This window comes from Pseudomonas sp. MPB23 (assembly GCF_046605395.1).
Classification (GTDB): Bacteria; Pseudomonadota; Gammaproteobacteria; order Pseudomonadales; family Pseudomonadaceae; genus Aquipseudomonas.
The window spans coordinates 3,878,466-3,903,876 of the sequence record NZ_CP176771.1; the positions used below are offsets into that span (position 1 = coordinate 3,878,466).

A 25,411-nucleotide genomic window follows, 5' to 3' on the forward strand; every position below is an offset into this window, starting at 1 on the left:
TCTTCGGATTCGACCCATTGCGAGCCTTATGCCGTCGTTCTTCAAACGTTCTCTGTTGCCCAAACTGCGTGGTTTCCCCCTCACTCCAGATGCCATTGAGGTGCTACCCGGCGCCGACGCGTTTCGCCGTTGCCTGTTGGAAAAAATCCCCCAGGCCACACGGCGCATCTACATCGTGGCGCTGTACTTGCAGCAGGACGAAGCGGGGCAGGAGATCTACGACGCCCTGCACGCCGCCAAGGTCGCGCGACCGGAGTTGGACATTGTGGTGGTGGTCGACTGGCTGCGCGCCCAGCGCGGGTTGATCGGCGCCGGCAAGCAGCCGGGCAACAGCGCCTGGTACCAGGCCATGACCCAGAGCCACAGCAGCGAAGTGCCGGTGTACGGCGTGCCGGTGCAAACCCGCGAACTGTTCGGCGTGCTGCACCTCAAGGGGTTCGTGATCGACGACAGTGTGTTGTACAGCGGCGCCAGTTTGAACAACGTGTACCTGCACAAGTTCGACAAGTACCGCTTCGACCGTTACCACCTGATCCATAGCAAGCCGCTGGCGGACTCCATGCAGCACCTGGTGGAGCACGGCCTGGTGGCCTCCAAGGCCGTCAATCGCCTGGACTTGCCCAACCCGCCCACCACCCGCAGTTTGCGCAATGACATCGGCGACCTGCGCAGTCGTCTCAAGCACGCGGCCTACGACACCACCGCGGGGCTGTTGCCCAATGGCCACCTGTCGGTCAGCCCGTTGCTCGGCGTCGGCAAGAGCAACCCCTTGAACCGGGTGATTCTCGAACTGATCGCCAGCGCCCAGCATCAATTGACCATCTGTACGCCGTATTTCAACCTGCCACTGCCGGTGACCCGCGAGATCAACCGCGCCCTGGCGCGCGGGGTGAAGATCGACATCGTCGTCGGCGACAAGACCGCCAACGATTTCTTCATCCCGCCCAGCGAGCCGTTCAAGGTCATCGCCGCGTTGCCTTACCTGTATGAAATCAGCCTGCGCCGTTTCGCCAAACGCCATCAGTCGATGATCGACAGCGGCCAGTTGAACCTGCACCTGTGGCGCGACGGCGACAACACCTACCACCTCAAGGGCATGTGGGTCGACCAGCGTTACACCTTGCTCACCGGTAACAACCTCAACCCGCGCGCGTTCCGCCTCGATCTGGAAAACGCCTTGCTGATCGACGACCCGCAAGGCCAGTGGCTGGCGCCGCGGCGTACCGAACTGGCGCAGATTTTCCAGCACACCACCCGCATCGACGGTTACGCGCAGTTGCAGACCCTGGTGGATTACCCGCCCGCCGTCGGCAAGTTTTTGCGCCGGGTGAGCCGTGTGCGAATCGAGCGGCTGTTGTACCGAATCCTGTAGGCCACTGCTTGAAATCATCGGCAACGCAAGGGTAAAAGGCGTCGGATGGGGCTTACATCCAGCCGGCATCAACTGTTTTTAGATGACCTCTCACCGTTCACGGACGGCCCTATCCGAGAGAGGAATGACTATGTTGATGCCGCTGCCGAGTACCCACTCGCCCAGTTCCGTCGCTGCGCTGCCGTCCACCGAAGTGCCCGCTGCGCCGGATCGGGCCAGGCCTCAAACGCCGGTCGCACGGCAACGGCGCGCCCTTGCCGATGAGCCCATCGCCGACTATCCATGGACCCGGCTACCGACCCGGGACCCTGACCGCGCCGCTGCCGCCGACGCGCAGTTGAGCGAACGTGTGGCTGCCGCCGAAGACAGCGGCCACACGATGATCGAGGTGCCGCCCGACAGCCGCTTGGGCCCGGCGATGCGCCTGTACCAGCAGGTGTTCAACCAGCCGGCGCTGCAACAGTGGATCGCCGATCAGGGCCTGGAACCTTCGACCCTTACCTTGCATCGCCATCATGTCGAGGGTTACGTCAACCACAACGGTGTGCGCCACGCCGTCCGCTTCACCCTCACCGACGACTCCGGTTGGAAGGAGGTGTCGCACACCTTGCGACCCATTCGTGACGTGCTCGATCCCACGGACCAGGGCTTGCCGGTTGTCGGGCCTGACGACGCCTTGTGGCTGCCGCGCCAGCGGGTCGCCGAGGCCAATGTCGGCAACCTTGAGCAGACCTGGCGCTTGATCTGTGACCTGCAGGAGCGCCACGCCCTGGCGGATCGCCTGGAAGCCGGGCTCGACGACCTGCCGGACGCGGCGCGCACCGACGGGTCCACCTCTGCCGGCGCGCTGTCGCCGGCATCGCCATTGCCCGCGCGCAGCGGCGCGGCGCGGGAGCGCTTGCAGCGGTTGGTGGCCCGTCCCGAGATGCTCTGCCTGCTGCAACGCGAAGGTTTCGACTGGCCCGACCAGCCGTTTCGCGTGTCTGAAGGTCGACTTGAACGCTTGAGCCCGGTGGGCGGTTGGGTGAACCTGACCTACTACGTGGATGCCGACGCGGCGTTGAGCGCAGAACTCCAGGCATTGACGGCGCTCAGCGTGCCGCTGGGCAATGCGATTTACTCGACACCGCGTTACGACCTGCGCCAGATCCTCGACTTCAAGGGGCTGGGCTCGCCGCGTACCGTGGCCGAAACCCGCAACGTGATCCAATGGCTGCGCCTCTCCTTGCCACCGGCGCCCGCGCTGGGCGACTACAGCGGGCTGACGACGCGGCAGTGGTCGGCCGGCACGCTGAGCGCGGACGACAAGCACACCCTGGCCCGGATCGCAGGCATCCGCCTGGACGACGTCAAACCCGGGGAAATCGCTGGCTACTCGATCTACCAGCCCGCGAACATGGGCCGTAGCTTCGCCGAGGTGCGTCGCGATATCGAGCGCCACCTGCAGCAACACAAAGGCCTGACACCTGCGTTGGCGGTGTGGGTTGCCGACATCAGCCTGGCACAGGCGGCGCCGGAAATGCTGGTGCAGGATGTGCCGGACTCGATGCGCGTCGGCACCCCGGCCTGGATGGAATTGCGCCTCGGCTGCGCATTGGCCGATCACCATGCACCGGGCACGTCGCGGATGATGAATGAACGGCAAGTTACCGCCCTGGCCACCTTGGCGCCCACCCGTGAGGGACAGGCGCAATTGATGCAACTCAATGCCCTGAAAATCATCGCTGACTGGGGGGTGTTGAACGGCGTCATCAGGCTGCGCAGCGACGGCGAGTACTCGCAGCACGATATCCAGGACGCGACGCGGGCGTTTTTCCGGCAGCGCGATGAGGCCACGGCGGCCTTCACCAGCGCCAGCGCAGAACTGCCGACGCGCAAGGCGCTGGCCATCAAGGAGCTGCTGCGGGTTTTCCCCGATACCACCGCGGCCGAGCTCGAACGCATGACCGTGCAACCGGCCAGTGCCGAGGATCGGCGCAATCTGTCGGTCTCGGAGCCGCGCCGTCGTTCGCTGGTTGAAACCTACATGACGGGCGACCTGAAGCCGGGTAAATGGGTGCGCAGCGAAGACCTGTCCGAATCGCCTGCGTCTGGGCCGACGCCCTATCAGCGCGACCGCGCGCCGCAGGTGTCGGCTGCGGCATGTGACGAGCTCGACCGGCGCATTCGCCATCTGCCCGACCTCGACGGGCGGCTGGAAACCGCCGTCAACCAGCACCGCAAACAGTTGCAGAGCGCCTATGCCACCAAGCTCAAGCTGATGTTTGCGCAATTACCTCTGGCCGAGCGCCAGGCGATCGAGTTGGGCACGGTGGAACTCTTCACCCTGCGCGCCGAGACCGGTGTCACCCAGGCCGAGGAAACCGCTGCACACAAAACCGCGCAGCGTGCACGACAAGGCACCCTGATGCGCGTAGAGCATGGGCAGACGGTGGTGTATTACGAGCTGTTCGCCAACGGCAAGATCATCAAGCGCACGGACTTGCCCGAAGCGCTCGAACTTAACGGCGTAGTCCGGCCACAACGTTTTGCCTCGCCCCATGGTTCGGTGTACTTGCCGGTGGTGCGCGGCACGCAGATGGCCTTCGATTTCGAGGCCTACGCCACTGGCGCCAAACCGCGGCCCGATGTGACGTCCCCGGCGGTGATCGTGGAACCGTTGGGCGCCACGTTCGCCGGCAATGAACTGCCCGCCAGCCATACGTTGCAGTCCTTCGTCCCGCCTACGTATGGCTCTAGAAAGGTCGCGAGCATCGCCGACAGGATCGCCCAGGATAATTTCTACGAATCGATCGAATCCATGCTGCAACGCGCACGCGAGCCGTTGCCCCTGGAAAAACGCCGCGAAACCCGCGCTCGCGAGCATGAGTTCCTGCTGGGGTTCGTGCCGTTCGTGGGGGCGTACCACGAGTTCAAGCAAGGCAATATCGGCAAGGGCCTGGCCAATTTGACGCTGGATATGGCGGGGGTGGCCATTGGGGCCGGGGGGCAGGCGCGAGGGCTGATCCGCTCGGCCAAGGCCCTGGTGCCTAACCCGGTGCACCGCCTGCTCATGCGGCTCAAGCCTTCTGCCGCGACGTTGGCTTCGGCAAAACCTGCCGCGACCTTCAGCGACCGTGCGTTTGACTTCCTCAAGCAGTCCGGGCTGTTCACCAATGCGGCGCTGAACCCGCTGGACGGTTACCCGCAAATGATCAGTGCCGCGACCAAAGGCTTGGTAAAGCTGCCTGTGCTGTTGGCTGGAGGAGGAATGAAATGGGGCAAGATGGCGCCGCATTTGATCACGGCGGAGGAGAAGCTGCGGGCTTACTTGCTGGTGGCAGCCGGGCAGGCGAGCAGCCCGGAGGCGTCCGCCATTCCCACGGCATCGATGACCGCCAACGCCGAGGCGCGGGCGGCACGGTTACCGTTCGATCAGTTCAGGCCCAGTTTGCCGCGCAGGGTCGAGAGGTCTTCAGCCAACGTGTTGACCGGACCGACCAACGCCTTGCGGTCGTTTTCCTTGACCTTGTCGTAGGTTTCAAAGCCGCCGTCCTTGGTTTTGTACTTGGCCAGGATCTTGTCGACGGCGGCGAAGTTTTTGTCGACTTTGGCCAGGAACACCTTGTCCTGCTTCTCGATCTGGCCACGGAACAGGTCGACGATTTTCTTCGCGCCGTCGATGTTGCCCTGGAAGTCGTACAGGTCGGTGTGGCTGTAACGGTCTTCTTCACCGGAGATCTTGGTGGCGGCGACTTCTTCAAGCAGGGCAGCGGCGCCGCCGACGACTTTCTCCGGCGGGAAGGTCAGGCCATCGACACGGGTCTTGAGGTCGTTGACGTCAGTGTTGAGCTTGGCGGTCAGCGTCTCCAGGCCCTTGGTGGAGTTCTGCGAGAACAGGGCGTATTCGATGCGGTGGAAGCCGGTGAAGTCTTCGGCGGTCACGCCTTTTTCATGGTCATCGACGCGCGAGTCGATCGACGCATCCAGGTCGCTGAACAGCTCGGCGATCGGCTCGATGGACTCATAGTGCACGCGGGTCGGCGCGTAGAGCTTCTTGGCGGTGGCCAGGTCGCCTTTGTTGATTGCGTCGGTAAACGCCTGGGTCTGGGTGACCAACTCGCCGATTTCTTCGGTGACGTAGATCTTGTAGTCCGATACCGGGCCTACCAGGTCCAGTGGCGCCGTGGCGGCGAACGCGGCCAGTGGCGAGAGGGTCATTAACAACGACAACGCGAGAGTCGACTTCTTCATGGGACGGTTTCCGCTATGGGGGTTAGGTTAGGCGTTGGCAGGGGTGCGAGGGTGTGATGCGGCCAGCAGCGTGCGCCCAATGAAATCCTTGGGCCCCGTGACACCCGGCAAGGTGAAGAAGTACCCGCCGCCGACCGGCTTGAGGTATTCCTCCAGGGGCTCGCCGTTGAGCCGGGTTTGCACGCTGATAAAGCCTTTCTCCAGGTCAGCCTGGTAGCAGATGAACAGCAGCCCCATGTCCAGCTGACCGTTTTTGTTGACGCCGTTGGAGTAGTTGAACGGCCGGCGCAGGATCAGGTTGGCCTGGGTCTGCGGGGTGCGCGGGTTGGCCAGGCGGATGTGGGCATCGAGCTTGGTCACCTTGCCTTCCGGGTCCTTGCTGTAGTCAGGCACTTGGGTTTCCCGCTGGCCATCCATGGGCGCGCCGGAGGTCTTGACGCGACCGATGATGCTTTCCTGTTCTTGCAGCGGCGTGCGGTCCCAGCGTTCGACGAAGTTGCGGATGATGCGCACCGCCTGGTAACTGCCATGGGCGGCCCAGGCCGGTTCGTCGCTGCCCGGTTGGACCCACACGATCTGGTCCATGGTCTTGTTGTCGTTGGAGTCGGGGTTGGCCGAGCCGTCCCGGAACCCGAGGAAATTACGCGCGCTCTGCGCCGGCTCGCCGGGTTTGGCCGGCGCCTGGGGCGGTACGCTGCCTTCCTGTTTCCAGCGCACCAGCAGCAGGTCGGGCAGGTTTTTCACGATGTCGCGCAGGGCGTGGATATTGGTGTCCGTCGTGTTGGAGCAAAACTGCAGGCTCAGGTCGCCATGGCATTGCGCTGCTTCCAGCGCGTCGTTGGGGAAACCGACCATGCGGCTCAGGCGCTTGGGCTTGACGGTGGCCAGGCCGAAACGCTCGTCGAACAGCGATTCACCGACCGATACGGTAATGGTCAGGTTGTCGGGCGTGACCACCGGGCCGAGGATGCCGGAATCGGTGGGCGGCAACTTCGGGTCGACTTGCGGCACGCTGCCGCCGGTCATCAGGAAACCGATGCGCTCGTTCAAGGTGCGAAACAGGCGCTCGAGGTCTTGGCGGTCGGCGGCCAGCACGTCGAACGCCACGACCATGCCGCACGCCGGGCGCGGGGTGACGATGCCGGTCTGATGCTTGCCGTAGAAATCATGGTGGTCCTGGGTCTTGTCACTGCGCGGCGCGGTGGTGACTTGCTCGGCGACAGCCGCCATGGCCGGGCAGCTCAGGCTGCTGCCGGCAATCGCGGCGCCGGTCGCGGCCATGCCCAGCAGGACGCGGCGACGCTGGAGGTCAAACTGTTTTGGATCGTTCATGTAGGCGCTCGTTTCACTGCAGGCCGGAAAGGCCAAGGGCGGGGTCGATTCCATCGAGTGCGGCGGCCAGAGCCTTGGCCTTGTCGGCGATCTGCTTGCGCTGATCGGCGCTAACGCTGTCGTACGGGGCGTAGCCTTTTTCCACCTTGAAACCTTGGAGTTCGGCGTCGAAAGCGGCGAGGGCGCTGTCGACGGTTGGCAGCACATCCGCGGCGGATTTGCTCAACAGCGGACGCATCAACTCGACCACTTTGTGCGCGGCTTGCAGATTGGCGGCAAACCCGTTGAGGTCGACATGGCTGTAGCGCTCTTCTTCACCGCTGATGGCACGCACGTCCGCCAGGCTGTTGAGGTTGCGCACCACAATGCCGACCAGTTGCTCCGGTGGCAGCGACTGGGCCAGCAACTGCTGCTTGAGGGTGGTGACGTCGCTCAGCAGGCGCTGTGCAATCGGCGCCAGGCCATCGAGGCAGCGTTGTTGGAACAGGCTGTATTCGAGGCGATGGAAGCCGCTGAAGGCGGGGTCCTGTTCGCGTTTTTCAAAGTAATCGGCGCGGGCGTTGATGGCGTTGTCCAGTTCTGCCAGGCGCTGGGAGGCCGGGGCCAGGCGCTGGTACGCCTCGCGGGCGGGTACGTAAAGCGCCTGGGCCTGGGCCAGGTCGCCGGCATCGATGGCGTGCTGCAAGTCGCTCACAGCCTTGACCAGCGCACTGCCCTGGCTGCTCAAGTACACGCGGAACTCCGACAACGGGCCGATAAACGCCACCATTGCGGGCTTGGCCTTGGCCTGGGCGTCGGACTCAGCGGTCGGCGTCACATGCAGGGTGCCCCGCGGGTTGCTCAACAGCCCGCAGGTGATCGCGTAGTCGCCGGGCAGCAGGTTGGCGTTGATCACCTGGCTCAGGCCGGGAGCGATGTTTTCCCGCTCTTCGACCACCAGCACGCCGTCGAGGATTTCCCATTCCACCGCCCGGTCGGAGCGGTTGATGATGCGAAAGCTGGCGCGGCCGGCCGGTACGGTCAGCGCGTTGGGCTCGCAGGCATGGCCATGGATGGTCACGGCGATTTCATTGTGGTTGGCCTGGCGCTTGCCGGCCGCCAGTTGCGAGGCGTAATAAAACAGGCCGCCGGCGGCGATCATCACGACCACCGAGCCTGCCACGGCCCAGCGCAGGGCGCGGGGTGGCGAAGCCGGTTGAGGAGTTGGCTTGGACAAGAGATGGTCCTTAATGGCTGGAGACGGAAGAAGAGGGGGCGGCAGGCGTGGCCGGGGCCGCCGGCAGGAAAAACATCACCAACGCCACCACCAGGTAGATCAGATACGCACCCAGGGTGCTGATGGTCGGCGCTTCCTGGTAACCGAACATTCCCGCCAGAACCGAACCCAGCGGGCTGTCCATCGGCAGTGCCGTGCTGAAATCGAACAGCACGGTTTGCAGGTGGTTCCACACACCCGCCTCGTGCAAGGCCTGCACCGAGTTGGCGAGAATGCCGGCGGCCACCACCAGGATGAACAGGCCGGTCCAGCGGAAAAACGCACCGAGGTTCAGGCGCATGCTGCCGGTGTAGATCAGGAAGCCGACGATGATTGCCAGGACCAGGCCGAGCAGGGCGCCAATCGGCGCGCCCGGGCCTTCGCTCTGCTGAAACACGGCCAGCAGGAAGAACACGGTTTCCAAGCCTTCACGGGCCACGGCGAAAAACACCATCAGGATCAGTGCCGTCACCTGGTGCCGGGAACCGGCGAGGGCGTGGTCGAGGGAGGCGTGCAGGGCATGCTTGATCGAGCGCGCCACCTTGCGCATCCAGAACACCATGGAACTGAGAATGCCCACGGCCACAAGGCCCACCACGCCCTCGAACAACTCCTGCTGTTTTTGCGGGAATTCGGCGCTGACCAGTTCCAGGCCGCCGCCCACCAGCAAGGCCAGCGCCGCCGCGAGAAACACACCGATCCACACGGCGGGCATCCATTGGCCGCGACCGGTCTGTTGCAGGTAACTGGCGATGATGCCAACGATCAATGCGGCTTCAATGCCTTCGCGCAACATGATGAGAAAGGGAACGAGCATTCGGCACCGCGTGGTCAGTAGAGAGGATGCTAATTTGTAACATAATGATACTCATTGCTAAACAGGAAATCTTGACGATTACTGAACAATGGCTGAACGGTGGTGACGAACCGCCAGCGCCCTTATGATGCGTGCCATCGTGTATGCCGTCGGATCGCCTAACTTCTCATGTCGGAAAAAGACACCATTTCCCTTCACCTGGTGCGCGAAGCCTTGTTGCAGAGCTGCGCGCCCGGCGCCGCCACCGTTGAGGCGCTGAACAAAGTCGGTATTGATCCGGCGCTGCTGCAAACGCCGGCCGCCCGCGTGCCCGCCACGGCCTATGCGCGCCTGTGGCGTCTGCTGGCGCGGCGCCTGGACGATGAGTTCTTTGGCATGGACCCGCGCAAGCTCAGGTCTGGCAGCCTGGCGTTTCTCTGCCGCGCATCCCTGGCACAACCGACCCTGGCGGCCAGCCTGGACACCGCCCTGGCGTTTCTGTCGCTGATGCTCGAGCGCATGCCGGCCCAGTTGGTGCGCCAACAGAGCCTGGCGGAAATCGTCTTGCTCGAATCTGAGCCCGAGCCGAGGCGGGCGTTTACCTATTTCACCTACTGGATGATCGTCCACGGCGTGGCCTGTTGGCTGGTGGGGCGCCGCATTCCGATCCTGGCCATTGAACTGCGCTGTCCACGGCCGGACTTCTGCGATGACTACCAGGTGATGTTTTCCGACAACCTGCGTTTCGATCGCCCACGCACCCGCATGATCTTTTCCGCCGACTGCCTCGACCTGCCGATCAAGCGCAGCCCGGAGGAACTCAAGCGCTTTCTCGCCCACGCCCCGGCCAACATCCTGGTCAAATACCGCGATCCCGACAGCCTGGCCAGCCGGGTCAAACACGACCTGCGCCACATGCCCCCGGACACCTGGCCGGAAACCGAGGGCCTGGCCGCCAGCCTGTGCATCTCCGCGTCCACCCTGCGCCGCCGATTGGCGCAGGAGGGGCAAACCTATCAGGGGCTCAAGGACAGCGTGCGCAAGGAGTTGGCGATTGTGTGGCTGGCCGAACCGCAGATCAGCTTTGCCCAGATTGCCGAGCGGCTGGGGTTTGCCGATACCAGTTCGTTCTACAAGGCCTTTCGCAAGTGGGCGGGATCGAATCCGGGGCACTATCGGAGTCTGATTTTGGACGAGGTCAGCCAGTAGGCCGTGGGGCGGGGGAGATCACTCACGCGTCATGCGTTTGGCGCCCACCTCCCTGCCTCGATCTGATCCACGACCCGGACTTAAACCAAGCCCCTGCGTTTAAACGTGATTTCTCCTGACGAATCCTCTTCGTTTGCGCTAAGGCGCGGGCGAAAGCGCCTGTTGGTTATTCCCTCACAAATATTCGCCAAAGCAACACCGTGGATTGCGGAAGTTTCATACGCATTTCCGAGGCCTTTCCTGCATCAATCTATTTTTCCCCTTTGTTAGCGTGCTCGCGTGTTTAAACGCGCTTATGCCAGACACCGCCTGGGTCTCGCGTTTTGTTTACTCTTTCGTCTTAAGGATAAGCCTATGTATGCGCCTGCCTCCGCTGTGCACTTCACGCTGCAGATTCCTTCCTTTGCCTGCCCAAAGGAATGACGCCATGACAACGACCTGCCCCCGCCAATGGATGAACGACCAGCTGAGACTCGGCCACACCCTGTGCCTGATCCTGGACTCGGAAGGCGAACTCGTCGCCCGCCAAGCCTTGTTGAACACCCCTGACCCTGAGCAGTACTGCTGCGTCTACAGCCAGACCCCGATCAGCGAATTAGCCAATGCGGGGCCCTTCATCTTCCTGATCGACAATCCTGGCGATGCACGCCTCAAACCCCTTCTCGACGAGCCTGAGCGCAGTTGGGGCTGGCTGGCGAGCATCGGCAACGGCGACCTGCCGGCGCTGGCCCGGCACTGGCGCGAGCGCCTGATTATCGGCACGCGCCCCCACCGGGCGCTGTACCGTTTCCACGACAATCGCGTACTCGGCCGTGCCTTGGCGCATATCCCTGAAGAAGCCCGTCCTGAGTACCTGGGGCCGGCGATCAGTGTGTGTTATTGGCACGGCGCCCAGTGGAACGTCACCCACAATCCTGCGCCCGGTGAATACCCGCTGCCTGCCGACCCGGCATGGCTGAGCGTGCCGTTGCCAGCTGATCGGGCGATGGAAATACTTCATTCCACTGTCTACCGGTATCTGTGGGCAAAACACGGTGAAGACCTGATACGACTCAGTCAGCGCCAAGACCCAGGCACTTGGCTCACAGAACAACTTTCACACGCTCAGCAATGGGGATGGACGGACCCTGAGCAGGTGCACTTTTTGATCACCAGCAAACTCACTGAAACCGAGCCGCCGCTCATCAACAACTGGGCGCCCCATGAAGGGGAAACGCCACAGGCTCATTACGAACGCCTGTTCAATGAAATGAAGTTCTGGTCTGGAGAAGGATCGCTATGAGGCATATACGACACCTTACTCATCCCTATCGGCGGGCCGTCTATATAAGCGTAATGGCCTGGGCCGTTTCAGGCTGCTCACTGCTGCCAACCGAGAGTTTTAACTTCCAGGCCGAGTTGCCGGAAAACTTCACGATAAGTGCCACCACCTATTACGACGCCGCCTCGGGCGAGTCGTGTCCGGGGCATAAAGTGGTCAAAAGCGAACAACCCAAGGGCACACAACTGATTGAACTCAAGTTGCCACTCACAGCAAGGGTGAAGGGGTGCTCCAGGGTATTGAAAAGCGTTGTGCTGAATATCGAAGGGCAATGGGGCAAGCGGGAACTGGACATGAGTTTGGAAAGTGGCGCGCTATCCATCCGCGATGAACCCACTGAAACAACTCGCCCTTTTCCCGCGTCGGGACCACTGGTCTTTCAGGGCCAGTGCCAGTGGTTGTTTCGCACGATGGGACCGCATCGGTATATCGTCAAAATCCTCCAGTGCCGGGCACTCGACGCGAATGGCGTCGTCCAGAAACGCCTGGCGGGTGGATCGATGCTGCGCGAAGGGTTAGCGGGCAGGACCGTAAAGCTGGTGCTTAGTGTCGCGCAGAAGGAGAAGCCTTATTACAGAGGCTGGTGGCTCGAAACGCCCAAGGGCTGGAGACCCTGCACTGGTTTGTGGGGAACGAATAACGAAGAGTACTGCACCGAGCCATACAAGTTCCTTGAGTCTTTCAAAATGCCTGATGGCCGTGACTGCACCGTCTATCCCAACTGCACTGAATAGGGACATAAAACAATAGCTCGTATAAGCGCGCACCAGGAGAAAAATCAATATGAAACACATGCAACACTTTACTCGCCAATGCCTGCGAGCCGTATGTATAAGCGCAATGGCCTGGGCAGTTTCAGGCTGCTCACTGTTGCCAACCGAAAGTTTTAACTTCCAGGCCGAGTTACCGGAAAACTTCACGATAAGTGCCACTACCTATTATGACGCCGCCTCGGGCGAGTCGTGTCCGGGGCATAAAGTGGTCAAAAGCGAACAACCCAAGGGCACACAACTGATTGAACTCAAGTTGCCACTCGCAGAAAGGGTGAAGGGGTGTTCCAGGGTGTTGAAAAGCGTTGTGCTGAATATCGAAGGGCGATGGGGGCAGCGTGAACTGGATATGGATATGGACTCTGCCGGTTTATCAATCCGTGATGAACTTTCTGAAACAACTCAGCCTTTTCCCGCGACGGGACCACTGGTCTTTCAGGGCCAGTGCCAGTGGTTGTTTCGCACGATGGGACCGCATCGGTATATCGTCAAAATCCTCCAGTGCCGGGCACTCGACGCGAATGGCGTCGTCCAGAAACGCCTGCCAGGAGGAGCGATACAGCGCGATCAGTTGGCGGGCAGGACCGTGAAATTGGTACTGACGGAGGCAAAAGAGGAAAAACCGTATTTTGGGCGGTCATGGCTGGAAACACCTAAAGGCTGGAAGCCCTGTATCGAAACCAAGGAAACGTTCCGCTGCCAAAATCCGCCAACTTTCACTGATTTCAAAATGCCTGACGGACGTGACTGCACCGTCTATCCCAACTGCACTGAATAGGGACATAAAACAATAGCTCGTATAAGCGCGCACCAGGAGAAAAATCAATATGAAACACATGCAACACTTTAATCGCCACTGCCTGCAGCTCTTATATATAAGCGTAATGGCCTGGACCGTTTCAGGCTGCTCACTGCTGCCAACCGAAAGTTTTAACTTTCAGGCCGAGTTACCGGAAAACTTCACGATAAGTGCCACTACCTATTATGACGCCGCCTCGGGCGAGTCGTGTCCGGGGCATAAAGTGGTCAAAAGCGAACAACCCAAGGGCACACAACTGATTGAACTCAAGTTGCCACTCACAGCAAGGGTGAAGGGGTGCTCCAGGGTATTGAAAAGCGTTGTGCTGAATATCGAAGGGCAATGGGGCAAGCGGGAACTGGACATGAGTTTGGAAAGTGGCGCGCTATCCATCCGCGATGAACCCACTGAAACAACTCGCCCTTTTCCCGCGTCGGGACCACTGGTCTTTCAGGGCCAGTGCCAGTGGTTGTTTCGCACCTCGGGACCGAACCGGGTTATCAGGAAAATCCTCCAGTGCCGGGCACTCGACGCGAATGGCGTCGTCCAGAAACGCCTGGTGGGTGGATCGATGCTGCGCGAAGGGTTAGCGGGCAGGACCGTGAAATTGGTGCTGACGGAGGCAAAAGAGGAAGAGCCATATTTTGATCGTTATTGGATTAAAACAACGAGCGGATGGAAACCGTGCAAGGGGAATTGGGGGCGCGATATTGAAGAGCTCTGTGTCAGCCCCCCTCAATTCAAAACTTTCAAAATGCCTGACGGCCGTGACTGCACCGTCTATCCCAACTGCACTGAATAGGGACATAAAACAATAGCTCGTATAAGCGCGCACCAGGAGAAAAATCAATATGAAACACATGCAACACTTTAATCGCCACTGCCTACAGCTCTTATATATAAGCGTAATGGCCTGGGCCGTTTCAGGCTGCTCACTGCTGCCAACCGAAAGTTTTAACTTCCAGGCCGAGTTGCCGGAAAACTTCACGATAAGTGCCACTACTTATTATGACGCCGCCTCGGGCGAGTCGTGTCCGGGGCATAAAGTGGTCAAAAGCGAACAACCCAAGGGCACACAACTGATTGAACTCAAGTTGCCACTCACGGAAAGGGTGAAGGGGTGTTCCAGGGTGTTGAAAAGCGTTGTGCTGAATATCAAAGGGCAATGGGGAAAACGTGATCTGGATATGAGTTTGCAAAAGGGCGTTTTATCAATCCGCGATGAACCCACTGAAACAACTCGCCCTTTTCCCGCGTCGGGACCACTGGTCTTTCAGGGCCAGTGCCAGTGGTTGTTTCGCACCTCGGGACCGAACCGGGTTATCAGGAAAATCCTCCAGTGTCGGGCACTCGACGCGAATGGCGTCGTCCAGAAACGCCTGGTGGGTGGATCGATGCTGCGCGAAGGGTTAGCGGGCAGGACCGTGAAATTGGTGCTGACGGAGGCAAAAGAGGAAGAGCCATATTTTGATCGTTATTGGATTAAAACAACGAGCGGATGGAAACCGTGCAAGGGGAATTGGGGGCGCGATATTGAAGAGCTCTGTGTCAGCCCCCCTCAATTCAAAACTTTCAAAATGCCTGACGGACGTGACTGCACCGTCTATCCCAACTGCACTGAATAGGGACATAAAACAATAGCTCGTATAAGCGCGCGCCAGGAGAAAAATCAATATGAAACACATGCAACACTTTACTCGCCAATGCCTGCGAGCCGTATGTATAAGCGCAATGGCCTGGGCCGTTTCAGGCTGCTCACTGCTGCCAACCGAAAGTTTTAACTTCCAGGCCGAGTTACCGGAAAACTTCACGATAAGTGCCACCACCTATTACGACGCCGCCTCGGGCGAGTCGTGTCCGGGGCATAAAGTGGTCAAAAGCGAACAACCCAAGGGCACACAACTGATTGAACTCAAGTTGCCACTCACAGCAAGGGTGAAGGGGTGCTCCAGGGTATTGAAAAGCGTTGTGCTGAATATCGAAGGGCAATGGGGCAAGCGGGAACTGGACATGAGTTTGGAAAGTGGCGCGCTATCCATCCGCGATGAACCGACCGAAACAACTCGCCCTTTTCCCGCGTCGGGACCACTGGTCTTTCAGGGCCAGTGCCAGTGGTTGTTTCGCACCTCGGGACCGAACCGGGTTATCAGGAAAATCCTCCAGTGTCGGGCACTCGACGCGAATGGCGTCGTCCAGAAACGCCTGGTGGGTGGATCGATGCTGCGCGAAGGGTTAGCGGGCAGGACCGTGAAGTTGGTACTGACGGAGGCGAAAGAGGAAGAGCCGTATTTTGGGCGGTCATGGCTGGAAACACCTAAAGGCTGGAAGCCCTGTATCGAAACCAAGGAAACGTTCCGCTGCCAAAATCCGCCAACTTTCACTGATTTCAAAATGCCTGACGGACGTGACTGCACCGTCTATCCCAACTGCACTGAATAGGGACATAAAACAATAGCTCGTATAAGCGCGCACCAGGAGAAAAATCAATATGAAACACATGCAACACTTTAATCGCCACTGCCTGCAGCTCTTATATATAAGCGTAATGGCCTGGACCGTTTCAGGCTGCTCACTGCTGCCAACCGAAAGTTTTAACTTTCAGGCCGAGTTACCGGAAAACTTCACGATAAGTGCCACTACCTATTATGACGCCGCCTCGGGCGAGTCGTGTCCGGGGCATAAAGTGGTCAAAAGCGAACAACCCAAGGGCACACAACTGATTGAACTCAAGTTGCCACTCACGGAAAGGGTGAAGGGGTGTTCCAGGGTGTTGAAAAGCGTTGTGCTGAATATCAAAGGGCAATGGGGAAAACGTGATCTGGATATGAGTTTGCAAAAGGGCGTTTTATCAATCCGCGATGAACCCACTGAAACAACTCGCCCTTTTCCCGCGTCGGGACCACTGGTCTTTCAGGGCCAGTGCCAGTGGTTGTTTCGCACCTCGGGACCGAACCGGGTTATCAGGAAAATCCTCCAGTGTCGGGCACTCGACGCGAATGGCGTCGTCCAGAAACGCCTGGCGGGTGGATCGATGCTGCGCGATGGGTTAGCGGGCAGGACCGTAAAGCTGGTGCTGGTGGAGGCGAAAGAGGAACGGCCGGCATTTGGTGATAGTTGGGTTAAGTTCCCAGCGGGTTGGAAGCGTTGCATGGGTAAAGGACCCAACGATTTTTATGGGTTTTGCCATGGCAAAACTACGGATTTCGTACCTTTCAAAATGCCTGACGGCCGTGACTGCACCGTCTATCCCAACTGCACTGAATAGGGACATAAAACAATAGCTCGTATAAGCGCGCACCAGGAGAAAAATCAATATGAAACACATGCAACACTTTAATCGCCACTGCCTACAGCTCTTATATATAAGCGTAATGGCCTGGGCCGTTTCAGGCTGCTCACTGCTGCCAACCGAAAGTTTTAACTTCCAGGCCGAGTTGCCGGAAAACTTCACGATAAGTGCCACTACTTATTATGACGCCGCCTCGGGCGAGTCGTGTCCGGGGCATAAAGTGGTCAAAAGCGAACAACCCAAGGGCACACAACTGATTGAACTCAAGTTGCCACTCACAGCAAGGGTGAAGGGGTGCTCCAGGGTATTGAAAAGCGTTGTGCTGAATATCGAAGGGCAATGGGGCAAGCGGGAACTGGACATGAGTTTGGAAAGTGGCGCGCTATCCATCCGCGATGAACCCACTGAAACAACTCGCCCTTTTCCCGCGTCGGGACCACTGGTCTTTCAGGGCCAGTGCCAGTGGTTGTTTCGCACGATGGGACCGCATCGGTATATCGTCAAAATCCTCCAGTGCCGGGCACTCGACGCGAATGGCGTCGTCCAGAAACGCCTGGCGGGTGGATCGATGCTGCGCGAAGGGTTAGCGGGCAGGACCGTAAAGCTGGTGCTGGTGGAGGCGAAAGAGGAACGGCCGGCATTTGGTGATAGTTGGGTTAAGTTCCCAGCGGGTTGGAAGCGTTGCATGGGTAAAGGACCCAACGATTTTTATGGTTTTTGCCATGGCAAAACTACGGATTTCGTACCTTTCAAAATGCCTGACGGCCGTGACTGCACCGTCTATCCCAACTGCACTGAATAAAGGACATTAATCATGAGTCTGTATGAACCTATGAAAGATGAGGATAGGCCGTTCTTTAACGGAAAGATGCTGGCCTGCCCATTAAGGGGACACTTTATTAGTTTCCAGTTGGTGGATGAGTTCGGTGATGGCAAACCTTATGGGGGCCTTGCGTATACCCTTCAGGACAGCGCAGAGCAACAATATTCGGGGAGGTTGGATGCCGATGGATTTGCAAAAATTGAAGACTGCTATCAAGGACCTGTCGTATTAATGCTAAATGCGGAATATGTAGGAGAAGAAAATCCATATAAAACACTCATGGAGCGTCCTTCGTACAAGCTCCCCATCACCGAACTCCAAGTTCGCGCCGAACAAACCCGCTTCTTTCACACAGACGGGCTCCCTCGCGAGCACAACCCCGCGCTAAAACCGGGAGATAAGTTCATCCAGGTCGAAGTGCGAGACCTGGTCAAACACAGCGCACATCTACCGCCACCGATTGTTGACCGTAAATACCCGCCCGAGGACATCCTGATAAGAGCGCTCAATGAGCTGAGGTTCAGTCCCGAACCCGTCGTGACGTTCGGTGTCGGGCTGTTATCGAACCGGCACACTGTGCTCCAGGTGCGCCCACTGCGGGCGTTCCGGCCCATGTTCTCGACCGACAATAAGTTCTGTGCCTTGAACCTGTACCAACTGGCGATCATGGCGAACTTGAGTTATTGCGATTTCGGCCAGCACCCCGCCAAAGACCCGGTGGACCGGGTGAGTTTTCCGTTGGACCCCAGCGTCGGTCACTTCTTTGGTGAAGCCCTTTCGAACTACCGGGAAAGCTGGAAAGTGGACAATTCCCAATCGCCAGTTCACCGCTATTACCCCCTCTACGAAGAAGTGTCTTACTCGAAACGCTTCGAGATCTTGCCGTTCGATCCCACCCTGTATGAGCAAAACAAACCGGGCGAAGAACAGGAACATCCCGCCAAGCTGCACTTTTTCGATGACACCAGCACCCATTGGCTGAGCGCGAAGAGCACACAGGCGTTCATCACCCATCACGATGAGGTCATTCTGATCGCCATCCGTGGCACCCTGGAGTTGGCCGATTGGTGGCGTGACCTGGATGCGGAACAAGTGCCTTTTGAAGAGGGACAAGGCAAAGTTCATCGTGGTTTTTACGAGGCTTACAAGGCATTGAAAAAATTTGTCCAAGACTATCTTTTTCGATTTTATATCGGGCAAAAAATCATCATCAGCGGCCACAGCCTCGGTGGCGCAATTGCATTGCTGCTGGCGGAAGCATTGCGATGCGATAAAGCTCAGAAATACGACATCCTCCTCTACACCTACGGCTCCCCCCGCGCCGGCGATGCCACCTTCGTCGCCGCTGCCGAACCGCTGGCGCACCACCGCACGGTGAACAACAACGACATGATCCCCAGCGTCCCCGCGCCGTGGATGAACGCACGACGAAACATCTGGATCCCGGGGTTCAAGTCCCTGTTCATTACCAACCCGGTGCTGGGCGCCTTGATCTTCGTCGCCGGCCTGGTGCGCGTCGGCGGCGCGCCTTATCAACACCACGGCAAGCTGCATCACTTCATGCTCGTGCCGTTCAACCCGAAGGAAATGTCATCGATTCTGTGGCAGCCGGGCTGCGACTCCATCGAGCAAGCCGCCTGCACCCGCGCGCTGGCCCAGGATGGCGACCTGCCCTACCGCGAGGGTTGGATCACCCAACTCATGAGCCTGGGCGACCACAGCATCCCGGGCGCCTATATCCCGTTGTCCTGGGTGACCCTGCGACGCTGGCAGCAAACCCAGGAAACCCGCGGGACGCTGGTCACTGACCGTGAATACGCCCTGTTGGAAAAGGCATTGAAGGCCATGCGCGCCAAGGTTCAGGATAAATCCTGGCACATGCACAACAGCCAGCGGGATCTCAACGACCCCGACTACCAGCAGGCGGAGGCGGACTTGTCCCGCGAGTCGGGCAAGCTTGTCGCCTCGCTGCAACGCCTCAGTCTGCTGAACGCAACCAAACTGACCCTGGCCAATGTGTACGGCAGCGCGGCGCAGTCGCCCACTTTTGACGTCGCGTTGGCGCGCTGGAAAGACCAGCGCGAGAACACCCAGCAGGTGCAGATTGCAATGATTCCCGAGCCGAACCGCGTCGAGGAAATGCTTGCGGGTACCCGCATCAAGCCTTATGTGCGGGACCTTGATTCGCTGATCTAGTGGCCGGGGTAAATCCCAAACCAAAAAAAGCCCCATGACCGAATGGACCACGGGGCGAAAAATTGGCTGGATGCGACCAACCAAAGGAGCGCTTACATCACTTCACGCTGGCCACGACCGTGTCCGGCTGCCAGCCACCCCCCAAGGCCTTGTAGATCGCGACGATGCCGCGATACAGGTCGACTTCGGCCTGGGCCTGGGAATCTTCGGCGGCCAGGCGTTCGCGCTGGGCGTCGAGCAGCACGAGGAAGTCCACGGTGCCTTCGCGGTAGCGGATCGCCGCGAGGTCGGCGGCGGCGCGGCTGGATTCGCTCTGGCGGATCAGCGAGACCAGGCGCTGCTGGCGCTTGCCGTAATCGCTAAAGGCGTTTTCGGACTCTTCCAATGCCAGTAAGACTTGTTGCTCATAGGTCGCCAGGGCGCCGTCGGCCTCGGCGTCCGCACCGCGCAGGCGGGCGCGGACGCTGCCCAGGTCGAACGCGGCCCAGGTGATGCTCGGGCCGAGGGCCCAGGCGTTGGCGGCCGAGGATCCGATCTGCGAGCCGCGCCCGGCGGTAAAGCCGAGGAAACCGCTGAGGCTGACCCGCGGGAACAGGTCGGCCTTGGCCACGCCGATGCGCGCCGTGGCGGCGGCCAGTTTGCGTTCGGCACTGAGGATGTCCGGGCGCCGTTGCAGCAGTTGGCCTGGATCGCCGATCGGCAGCGCCTTGGCAATCGCCGGCAGGTTTTTCGGGCTCAGGTCCACGCTCAGCTTGTCGGGGCGCTGGCCGAGGAGGGTGGCGATGCGGTTGCGCTCGCGCACCTGTTCGGCCTGCAGTTGCGGCACGCTGGCTTCCACCGCCGCCAGGCGTGCGTCGGCGCGCTCCACGTCGAGTTGGTCACCCACGCCGGCGTCGCGCAGGCTGACGGTGATGGTGCGCGATTCCTGCTGGTTCTTCAGATTGTCCAGGGCGATGCGTTCACGCAGTTGCGCGCCACGCAGTTGACCGTAGGCGTCCACCAGTTCGGCAATCATCGTGACCTGCAGTTGGTACAGGTCGGCTTCGGCTGCCTGTTGCTCGGCGTCGGTGGCTTCCAGGTTGCGCTGGATGCGGCCGAACAGGTCCAGCTCCCAGGCCATGTCCAGGCCCAGGTCATAACGCTCGCTGTTGACGCGTTTAGTCGTCTGGCCGGGGATCTGTCCCTTGGCCAGGTCACTGCTGACGCGGCTGGTGATGGTCGGCATCGCATCATTGCTGGCGTCATCACGGATCGCCCGAGCGGCCCGTAGGCGGGCAAACGCCACGCGCAGGTCGCGGTTGCCTTGCAGCGATTGAGTTACCAACTGGTTGAGGGTCGGGTCGTCGAACTGCTGCCACCAGATGCCTTCGAACTTGGCGTGGTCATACTGCTTGGCATCGGCGGCGGCGCTGATGTTGGCCGCCTCCGGGGTCTGGGTTTTATAGTCCGGGCCTACGGCACAGGCGCTCAACGCCAGGACCAGCAAGCTCGGCACAAAGACGTTCACATTCATTGCTGTGTCTCCAGCTTCAAGGCCTTGGCCGCTTTGCGCGCTTCACTGCGTTCCACCGCGCGACGGATCAGTACGTAGAACACCGGCGTCAGCAACAGACCGAAGAAGGTCACACCGATCATCCCGGAGAACACCGCCACGCCCATGGCATGGCGCATCTCGGCACCGGCACCGCTGGACAGCACCAGTGGCACCACACCCATGATGAACGCGAACGAGGTCATCAGGATCGGCCGCAGCCGCAGGCGGCAGGCTTCCAGTACCGCGGCGAGCGGGTCGAGGCCTTCCTGCTGTTTATCCTTGGCGAACTCGACGATCAGGATCGCGTTCTTACAGGCCAGGCCCACCAGTACGATCAGGCCGATCTGGGTGAAGATGTTGTTGTCGCCGCCGGAGATGATCACCCCGGTGATGGCCGACAGCAGCGTCATCGGGACGATCAGGATCACCGCCAACGGCAGGCTCCAGCTTTCGTATTGGGCGGCCAGTACCAGGAACGCCAGCAGCACGCAGAGCGGGAACACGAACAGCGCGGTATTGCCCGAGAGGATTTGCTGATAGGTCAGGTCGGTCCACTCGTAGGTCATGCCGTTGGGCAGTTCCTCTTTCAACAGCTTTTCAATCGCGGCCTGGGCCTGGCCGGAGCTATAGCCCGGTGCGGCGTTGCCGTTGATTTCAGCGGTGATGAAGCCGTTGTAGTGCATCACGCGGTCGGGCCCCGAGGTGTCGCTGACCTTGATAAAGGTCGCCAGCGGGATCATCTCGCCCTTGTTGTTGCGCACTTTCAGTTGACCGATCTGGTCGGAGTCCTGGCGGAACTGTTGCTCGGCCTGCACGTTGACCTGATAGGTACGCCCGAAGCGGTTGAAGTCGTTGGCATACAACGAACCCAGGTAGACCTGCAGGGTGTCGAAGATGTCACTGATTGCCACGCCGTGGGTCTTGGCCTTTTCACGGTCGATGGCGGCATCGACCTGGGGCACGTTGACCGTGTAGCTGGTGAACAGGCCGAACAACTCCGGCACGCTGCGGCTTTTGGTGATGACGTTCTGCACTTCTTTGTACAGCTCGTCATAACCCAGGTTGCCACGGTCTTCGATCTGCAGGCGGAACCCGCCGATGGTGCCCAGGCCCTGTACCGGCGGCGGCGGGAAGATCGCCATGTAGGCTTCTTCAATGTTGCTGTACTGGCCGTTCAACGCCCCGGCAATCGCCCCGGCGGACATGCTCGGGTCTTTACGTTCATCGAAGGGCTTCAAGGTCACGAACACGATGCCGCTGTTCGGGCTGTTGGTGAACCCGTTGATCGACAGGCCAGGGAAGGCAATCGCGGCTTCCACGCCGGGCTGTTTCAGGGCGATATCCGACATGCGCTTCATCACGCTTTCGGTGCGGTCCAGGCTCGCGGCGTCCGGCAATTGCGCGAAGGCCACCAGGTATTGCTTGTCCTGGGCCGGTACGAAACCGGTCGGCGTGTGGGCAAAGCCGAAGAAGGTCAGCACCATCAGGCCGGCGTACACGAACAGCGCAATACCACTGCCGCGAATCACCCGGCGCACGGTACCTACGTAGCCATGGCTGGCCTTTTCGAAAAAGCGGTTGAAGGGTCGGAACAGCCAGCCGCCGAAGATCCTGTCGAGGAACTTCGAGAAGCGATCCTTCGGCGCGTCGTGACCGCGCAGCAACACAGCGGCCAGGGCAGGGGACAGGGTCAGCGAGTTGAACGCCGAGATCACCGTCGAAATCGCAATGGTCAAGGCGAACTGTTTGTAGAACTGCCCGGTCAAGCCGCTGATGAACGCGGCTGGAATGAACACCGCACACAGCACCAGTGCCGTGGCGATGATCGGACCGGTCACTTCGCTCATGGCTTTTTCAGTCGCCTGGAACGGCGCCAGGCCCAGCTCGATATTACGTTCGACGTTCTCCACCACCACGATGGCGTCGTCCACCACGATGCCGATGGCCAGCACCAATCCGAACAATGACAGCGCGTTGAGCGAGAACCCGAACAGGTGCATCACCGCAAACGTACCGATCAACGAAACCGGGACCGCCACCAACGGAATGATCGAGGCGCGCCAGGTCTGCAGGAACAGAATGACCACCAGCACCACGAGGATCAGCGCTTCAAACAGCGTGTGCACGACCGCTTCGATGGAGCCACGGACGAAGATCGTCGGGTCATAGGCGATGCGGTAATCCATGCCCGCCGGGAAGTTCTTTTTCAGCTCGGTCATCTTGCTGCGCACATCGTTGGAGATGTCGATGGCATTGGAACCGGGGCGTTGGAAAATCGGAATCGCGACGGCGGGTTGGTTGTCGATCAGCGAGCGCAGCGCATATTGGCTGGACCCCAGCTCGACCCGGGCGATGTCCTTGAGGCGCGTGATTTCACCGTTGTCGCCGGCGCGAATCACAATGTTCTCGAACTCTTCCTCGGTGACCAGGCGGCCCTGGGTATTCACCGACAACTGGAAGCTGGTGTCCGTCGGTGCCGGCTGGGCACCCAGGGCACCGGCGGCCACCTGACGGTTCTGCTCGCGGATGGCGTTGACCACATCGGTGGCGGTCAGGTTGCGCGAGGCGGTCTTGTTCGGATCGAGCCATACGCGCAGGGAATAATCGCCCATGCCGAACAACTGCACGTCGCCCACGCCGTTCAGGCGCGCCAGTTCATCCTTGATATTGAGGATCGCGTAGTTGGACAGGTAGAGCATGTCGTAGCGCTGATCCGGGGAGGTCAAGTGCACCACCATGGTCAGGTCGGGAGAGGCCTTGTCCACGGTGATACCAATGCGCGTCACTTCCTCGGGCAGCTTGGGTTGCGTGCGCGTCACACGGTTTTGCACCTGCACCTGCGCGTTATCCAGGTCGGTGCCCAGGGCGAAGGTGATGGTCAGGGTCAGCTTGCCGTCGGCGGTCGATTGCGAGGACATGTACAGCATGTTCTCGACGCCGGTGATTGCCTGCTCCAACGGCGCGGCCACGGTTTCACCGATGACCTTGGGGTTGGCGCCGGGGAAGTTGGCGCGTACCACCACGGTCGGCGGCACCACTTCCGGGTATTCGCTGATGGGCAGTTGGAACAGCGAGATGGCACCGGCGATCAGGATCAGCAGCGACAGTACCGCTGCGAAGATCGGCCGCGAAATGAAGAACTTGGAAAAATTCATCTTGAGTCGTATCCCTTAACCGCGAGGCGTCGCGACGGCTGCGAGCTTGGGCGCGGTTTTTTCCGGCGCCACTTGCTCCAGGTTGCTGGCTTCAAGCGCTTGTCGTTGTTGGGCCAAGGCGGCGAGGGTTTCCTTGCTGGCCATCGGAATGGTTTCTGGTGCGACCGGCGCACCCGGACGCGCCCGCTGCAGGCCCTTGACGATAATGGTGTCGTCCTTGGTCAGGCCGCTGCGCACGATGCGCAAGCCTTCGAGCTTCGGCCCCAGTTCCACCGCGCGGTAGGCGGGTTTGTCGCCGTCCATCACCAGTACGAATTTCTTGCCAAGGTCGGTGCCCACGGCTTCGTCGTTGATCAACACGGCGGAGTAAGTGCCGCTGCCGACCAGCTTCAAGCGCGCATACAGGCCTGGGGTGTATTCGCCCTTGCTGTTATCGAACACGGCGCGCCCACGGATGGTGCCGGTGGCGGGGTTGACCTGGTTGTCGACGAAGTTCATCTGGCCCAGGTGCGGGTTGCCGGTTTCGTTGGACAGGCCCAGGTAAACCGGGGTGGTCGCGCCACGGCGGCCTTGGCGGGCCAGTTCGCTGTACTTGAGGAACACACGCTCATCGGCGTCGAAGTAGGCGTAGACCTTGTCGGTGGAGACCACGCTGGTCAGCGCGGTGACATCGGCGGTGACCAGGTTGCCGGCGGTGATGTCGGCACGGCTGACGCGGCCGCTGATGGGCGAAGTGACGCGGGTGAAACTCAGGTTCAGCCTGGCCAGGTCCAACTGCGCCTGGATGCCGGCGACGGCGGCGCGGGCTTCCTGGGCGGCGGTGGTGCGCGAGTCGGCCAGTTCGGCGGAGATCGCATTGCTCTGGCGCAGGCGCTCGCCGCGCTGGGCTTCGTTATCGCTGCGGGTGGCGGCGGCTTTGGTCTGTTGCAACTGGGCTTCGAGGCGGCGCACCTCGGCCTGGAACGGACGCGGATCGATCTGGAACAGCAGGTCGCCTTTCTTGACCAACGAGCCTTCGGTGAACGCTACCTGGTCGATCTGGCCGGACACGCGCGGACGAATCTGCACGGTCTCTGGCGCTTCCAGGCGGCCGGTGAACTCATCCCACTCGTTGACCGGTTGCTCAAGTACCTTGGCCACGCTGACTTTGGCCGCAGGCATGGCGGCCGCTTGTTCCGGGGTCTTGCCGCACGCGCTCATCACCACCACGGCCAAAACCGCCAGGGGGAAGCGCAACTGTTTGAGTGTCTGTTCCATGAGGTGCATCCGCCAATGTATTTGAGATGGGCGGATCATGCGCGGCGAGGCGGTATGTCACGAATCGAAT

General features: G+C 60.3%; 19 protein-coding genes. 12 read left to right on the forward strand and 7 right to left on the reverse strand.

The window, feature by feature from the left end; all coding sequences use genetic code 11:
• Positions 1–28: 28 nt before the first annotated feature.
• Both pssA and ACLH0J_RS17625 read left to right on the forward strand, forming a co-directional pair.
• Positions 29–1,372 (forward strand): CDP-diacylglycerol--serine O-phosphatidyltransferase, encoded by a 1,344-nt coding sequence (gene pssA / locus ACLH0J_RS17620; RefSeq protein WP_411388333.1) that lies wholly within the window; start codon positions 29–31, stop codon positions 1,370–1,372.
• Between the two features lie 124 nt (positions 1,373–1,496).
• Positions 1,497–4,889 carry a hypothetical protein gene (locus ACLH0J_RS17625; RefSeq protein ID WP_411388334.1) on the forward strand — a complete coding sequence of 1,131 codons (3,393 nt, stop codon included), beginning with the start codon at positions 1,497–1,499 and terminating at the stop codon, positions 4,887–4,889.
• Here ACLH0J_RS17625 and efeO (ACLH0J_RS17630) read toward each other — a convergent pair.
• Genes efeO (ACLH0J_RS17630) through efeU form a run of 4 tightly spaced genes read right to left on the reverse strand, consistent with a single transcriptional unit; the run spans position 4,787 to position 9,009 of the window.
• Positions 4,787–5,605, reverse strand: a complete 819-nt coding sequence (gene efeO, locus ACLH0J_RS17630; RefSeq protein ID WP_411388335.1) for an iron uptake system protein EfeO — start codon at positions 5,603–5,605, stop codon at positions 4,787–4,789. The genes ACLH0J_RS17625 and efeO (ACLH0J_RS17630) overlap by 103 nt on opposite strands.
• A gap of 27 nt (positions 5,606–5,632) precedes the next feature.
• Positions 5,633–6,937 carry an iron uptake transporter deferrochelatase/peroxidase subunit gene (gene efeB, locus ACLH0J_RS17635; protein WP_411388336.1) on the reverse strand — a complete coding sequence of 435 codons (1,305 nt, stop codon included), beginning with the start codon at positions 6,935–6,937 and terminating at the stop codon, positions 5,633–5,635.
• A 13-nt stretch (positions 6,938–6,950) separates the two neighbouring features.
• Complete coding sequence (efeO, locus tag ACLH0J_RS17640; protein ID WP_411388337.1) at positions 6,951–8,153, reverse strand: iron uptake system protein EfeO; 1,203 nt, start codon at positions 8,151–8,153, stop codon at positions 6,951–6,953.
• Between the two features lie 10 nt (positions 8,154–8,163).
• Positions 8,164–9,009 (reverse strand): iron uptake transporter permease EfeU, encoded by an 846-nt coding sequence (efeU, locus tag ACLH0J_RS17645; protein ID WP_411388338.1) that lies wholly within the window; start codon positions 9,007–9,009, stop codon positions 8,164–8,166.
• A gap of 168 nt (positions 9,010–9,177) precedes the next feature.
• Here efeU and ACLH0J_RS17650 point away from each other — a divergent pair, with 168 nt between their 5' ends.
• The 10 genes from ACLH0J_RS17650 (at position 9,178) to ACLH0J_RS17695 (ending at position 19,395) form a co-directional block, all read left to right on the forward strand.
• Complete coding sequence (locus ACLH0J_RS17650) at positions 9,178–10,197, forward strand: AraC family transcriptional regulator (protein ID WP_411388339.1); 1,020 nt, start codon at positions 9,178–9,180, stop codon at positions 10,195–10,197.
• 427 nt (positions 10,198–10,624) lie between these two features.
• A complete protein-coding gene (locus ACLH0J_RS17655; RefSeq protein ID WP_411388340.1) occupies positions 10,625–11,479 on the forward strand; it encodes a DUF4123 domain-containing protein in 855 nt (284 codons plus the stop codon).
• Between the two features lie 53 nt (positions 11,480–11,532).
• Positions 11,533–12,252, forward strand: a complete 720-nt coding sequence (locus ACLH0J_RS17660; RefSeq protein WP_411388341.1) for a hypothetical protein — start codon at positions 11,533–11,535, stop codon at positions 12,250–12,252.
• Between the two features lie 49 nt (positions 12,253–12,301).
• Complete coding sequence (locus ACLH0J_RS17665) at positions 12,302–13,066, forward strand: hypothetical protein (RefSeq protein WP_411388342.1); 765 nt, start codon at positions 12,302–12,304, stop codon at positions 13,064–13,066.
• A gap of 49 nt (positions 13,067–13,115) precedes the next feature.
• Positions 13,116–13,889, forward strand: coding sequence for a hypothetical protein (locus ACLH0J_RS17670; RefSeq protein ID WP_411388343.1), 774 nt, complete (start codon positions 13,116–13,118; stop codon positions 13,887–13,889).
• A gap of 49 nt (positions 13,890–13,938) precedes the next feature.
• Positions 13,939–14,712, forward strand: coding sequence for a hypothetical protein (locus tag ACLH0J_RS17675; protein WP_411388344.1), 774 nt, complete (start codon positions 13,939–13,941; stop codon positions 14,710–14,712).
• Between the two features lie 49 nt (positions 14,713–14,761).
• Positions 14,762–15,526, forward strand: coding sequence for a hypothetical protein (locus tag ACLH0J_RS17680; protein WP_411388345.1), 765 nt, complete (start codon positions 14,762–14,764; stop codon positions 15,524–15,526).
• A 49-nt stretch (positions 15,527–15,575) separates the two neighbouring features.
• Entirely contained in the window at positions 15,576–16,352 is a 777-nt protein-coding gene (locus ACLH0J_RS17685) for a hypothetical protein (RefSeq protein ID WP_411388346.1), read from the forward strand.
• A gap of 49 nt (positions 16,353–16,401) precedes the next feature.
• On the forward strand, positions 16,402–17,178 hold the full coding sequence (locus ACLH0J_RS17690) for a hypothetical protein (protein WP_411388347.1): 777 nt from the start codon (positions 16,402–16,404) through the stop codon (positions 17,176–17,178).
• Positions 17,179–17,190: 12 nt separating this feature from the next.
• Positions 17,191–19,395 (forward strand): lipase family protein, encoded by a 2,205-nt coding sequence (locus ACLH0J_RS17695; RefSeq protein WP_411388348.1) that lies wholly within the window; start codon positions 17,191–17,193, stop codon positions 19,393–19,395.
• A 97-nt stretch (positions 19,396–19,492) separates the two neighbouring features.
• Here the strand turns inward: ACLH0J_RS17695 and ACLH0J_RS17700 are convergent, their stop codons facing one another.
• Genes ACLH0J_RS17700 through mexE form a run of 3 tightly spaced genes read right to left on the reverse strand, consistent with a single transcriptional unit; the run spans position 19,493 to position 25,341 of the window.
• On the reverse strand, positions 19,493–20,908 hold the full coding sequence (locus ACLH0J_RS17700) for an efflux transporter outer membrane subunit (RefSeq protein ID WP_411388349.1): 1,416 nt from the start codon (positions 20,906–20,908) through the stop codon (positions 19,493–19,495).
• Positions 20,905–24,084 carry an efflux RND transporter permease subunit gene (locus ACLH0J_RS17705; protein ID WP_411388350.1) on the reverse strand — a complete coding sequence of 1,060 codons (3,180 nt, stop codon included), beginning with the start codon at positions 24,082–24,084 and terminating at the stop codon, positions 20,905–20,907. The genes ACLH0J_RS17700 and ACLH0J_RS17705 overlap by 4 nt, the downstream gene beginning before the upstream one ends.
• 15 nt (positions 24,085–24,099) lie before the next feature.
• The gene (gene mexE / locus ACLH0J_RS17710; protein ID WP_411388351.1) at positions 24,100–25,341 is read right to left on the reverse strand and encodes a multidrug efflux RND transporter periplasmic adaptor subunit MexE; all 1,242 of its coding nucleotides are present in this window, start codon (positions 25,339–25,341) and stop codon (positions 24,100–24,102) included.
• Between the last annotated feature and the right edge of the window lie 70 nt (positions 25,342–25,411).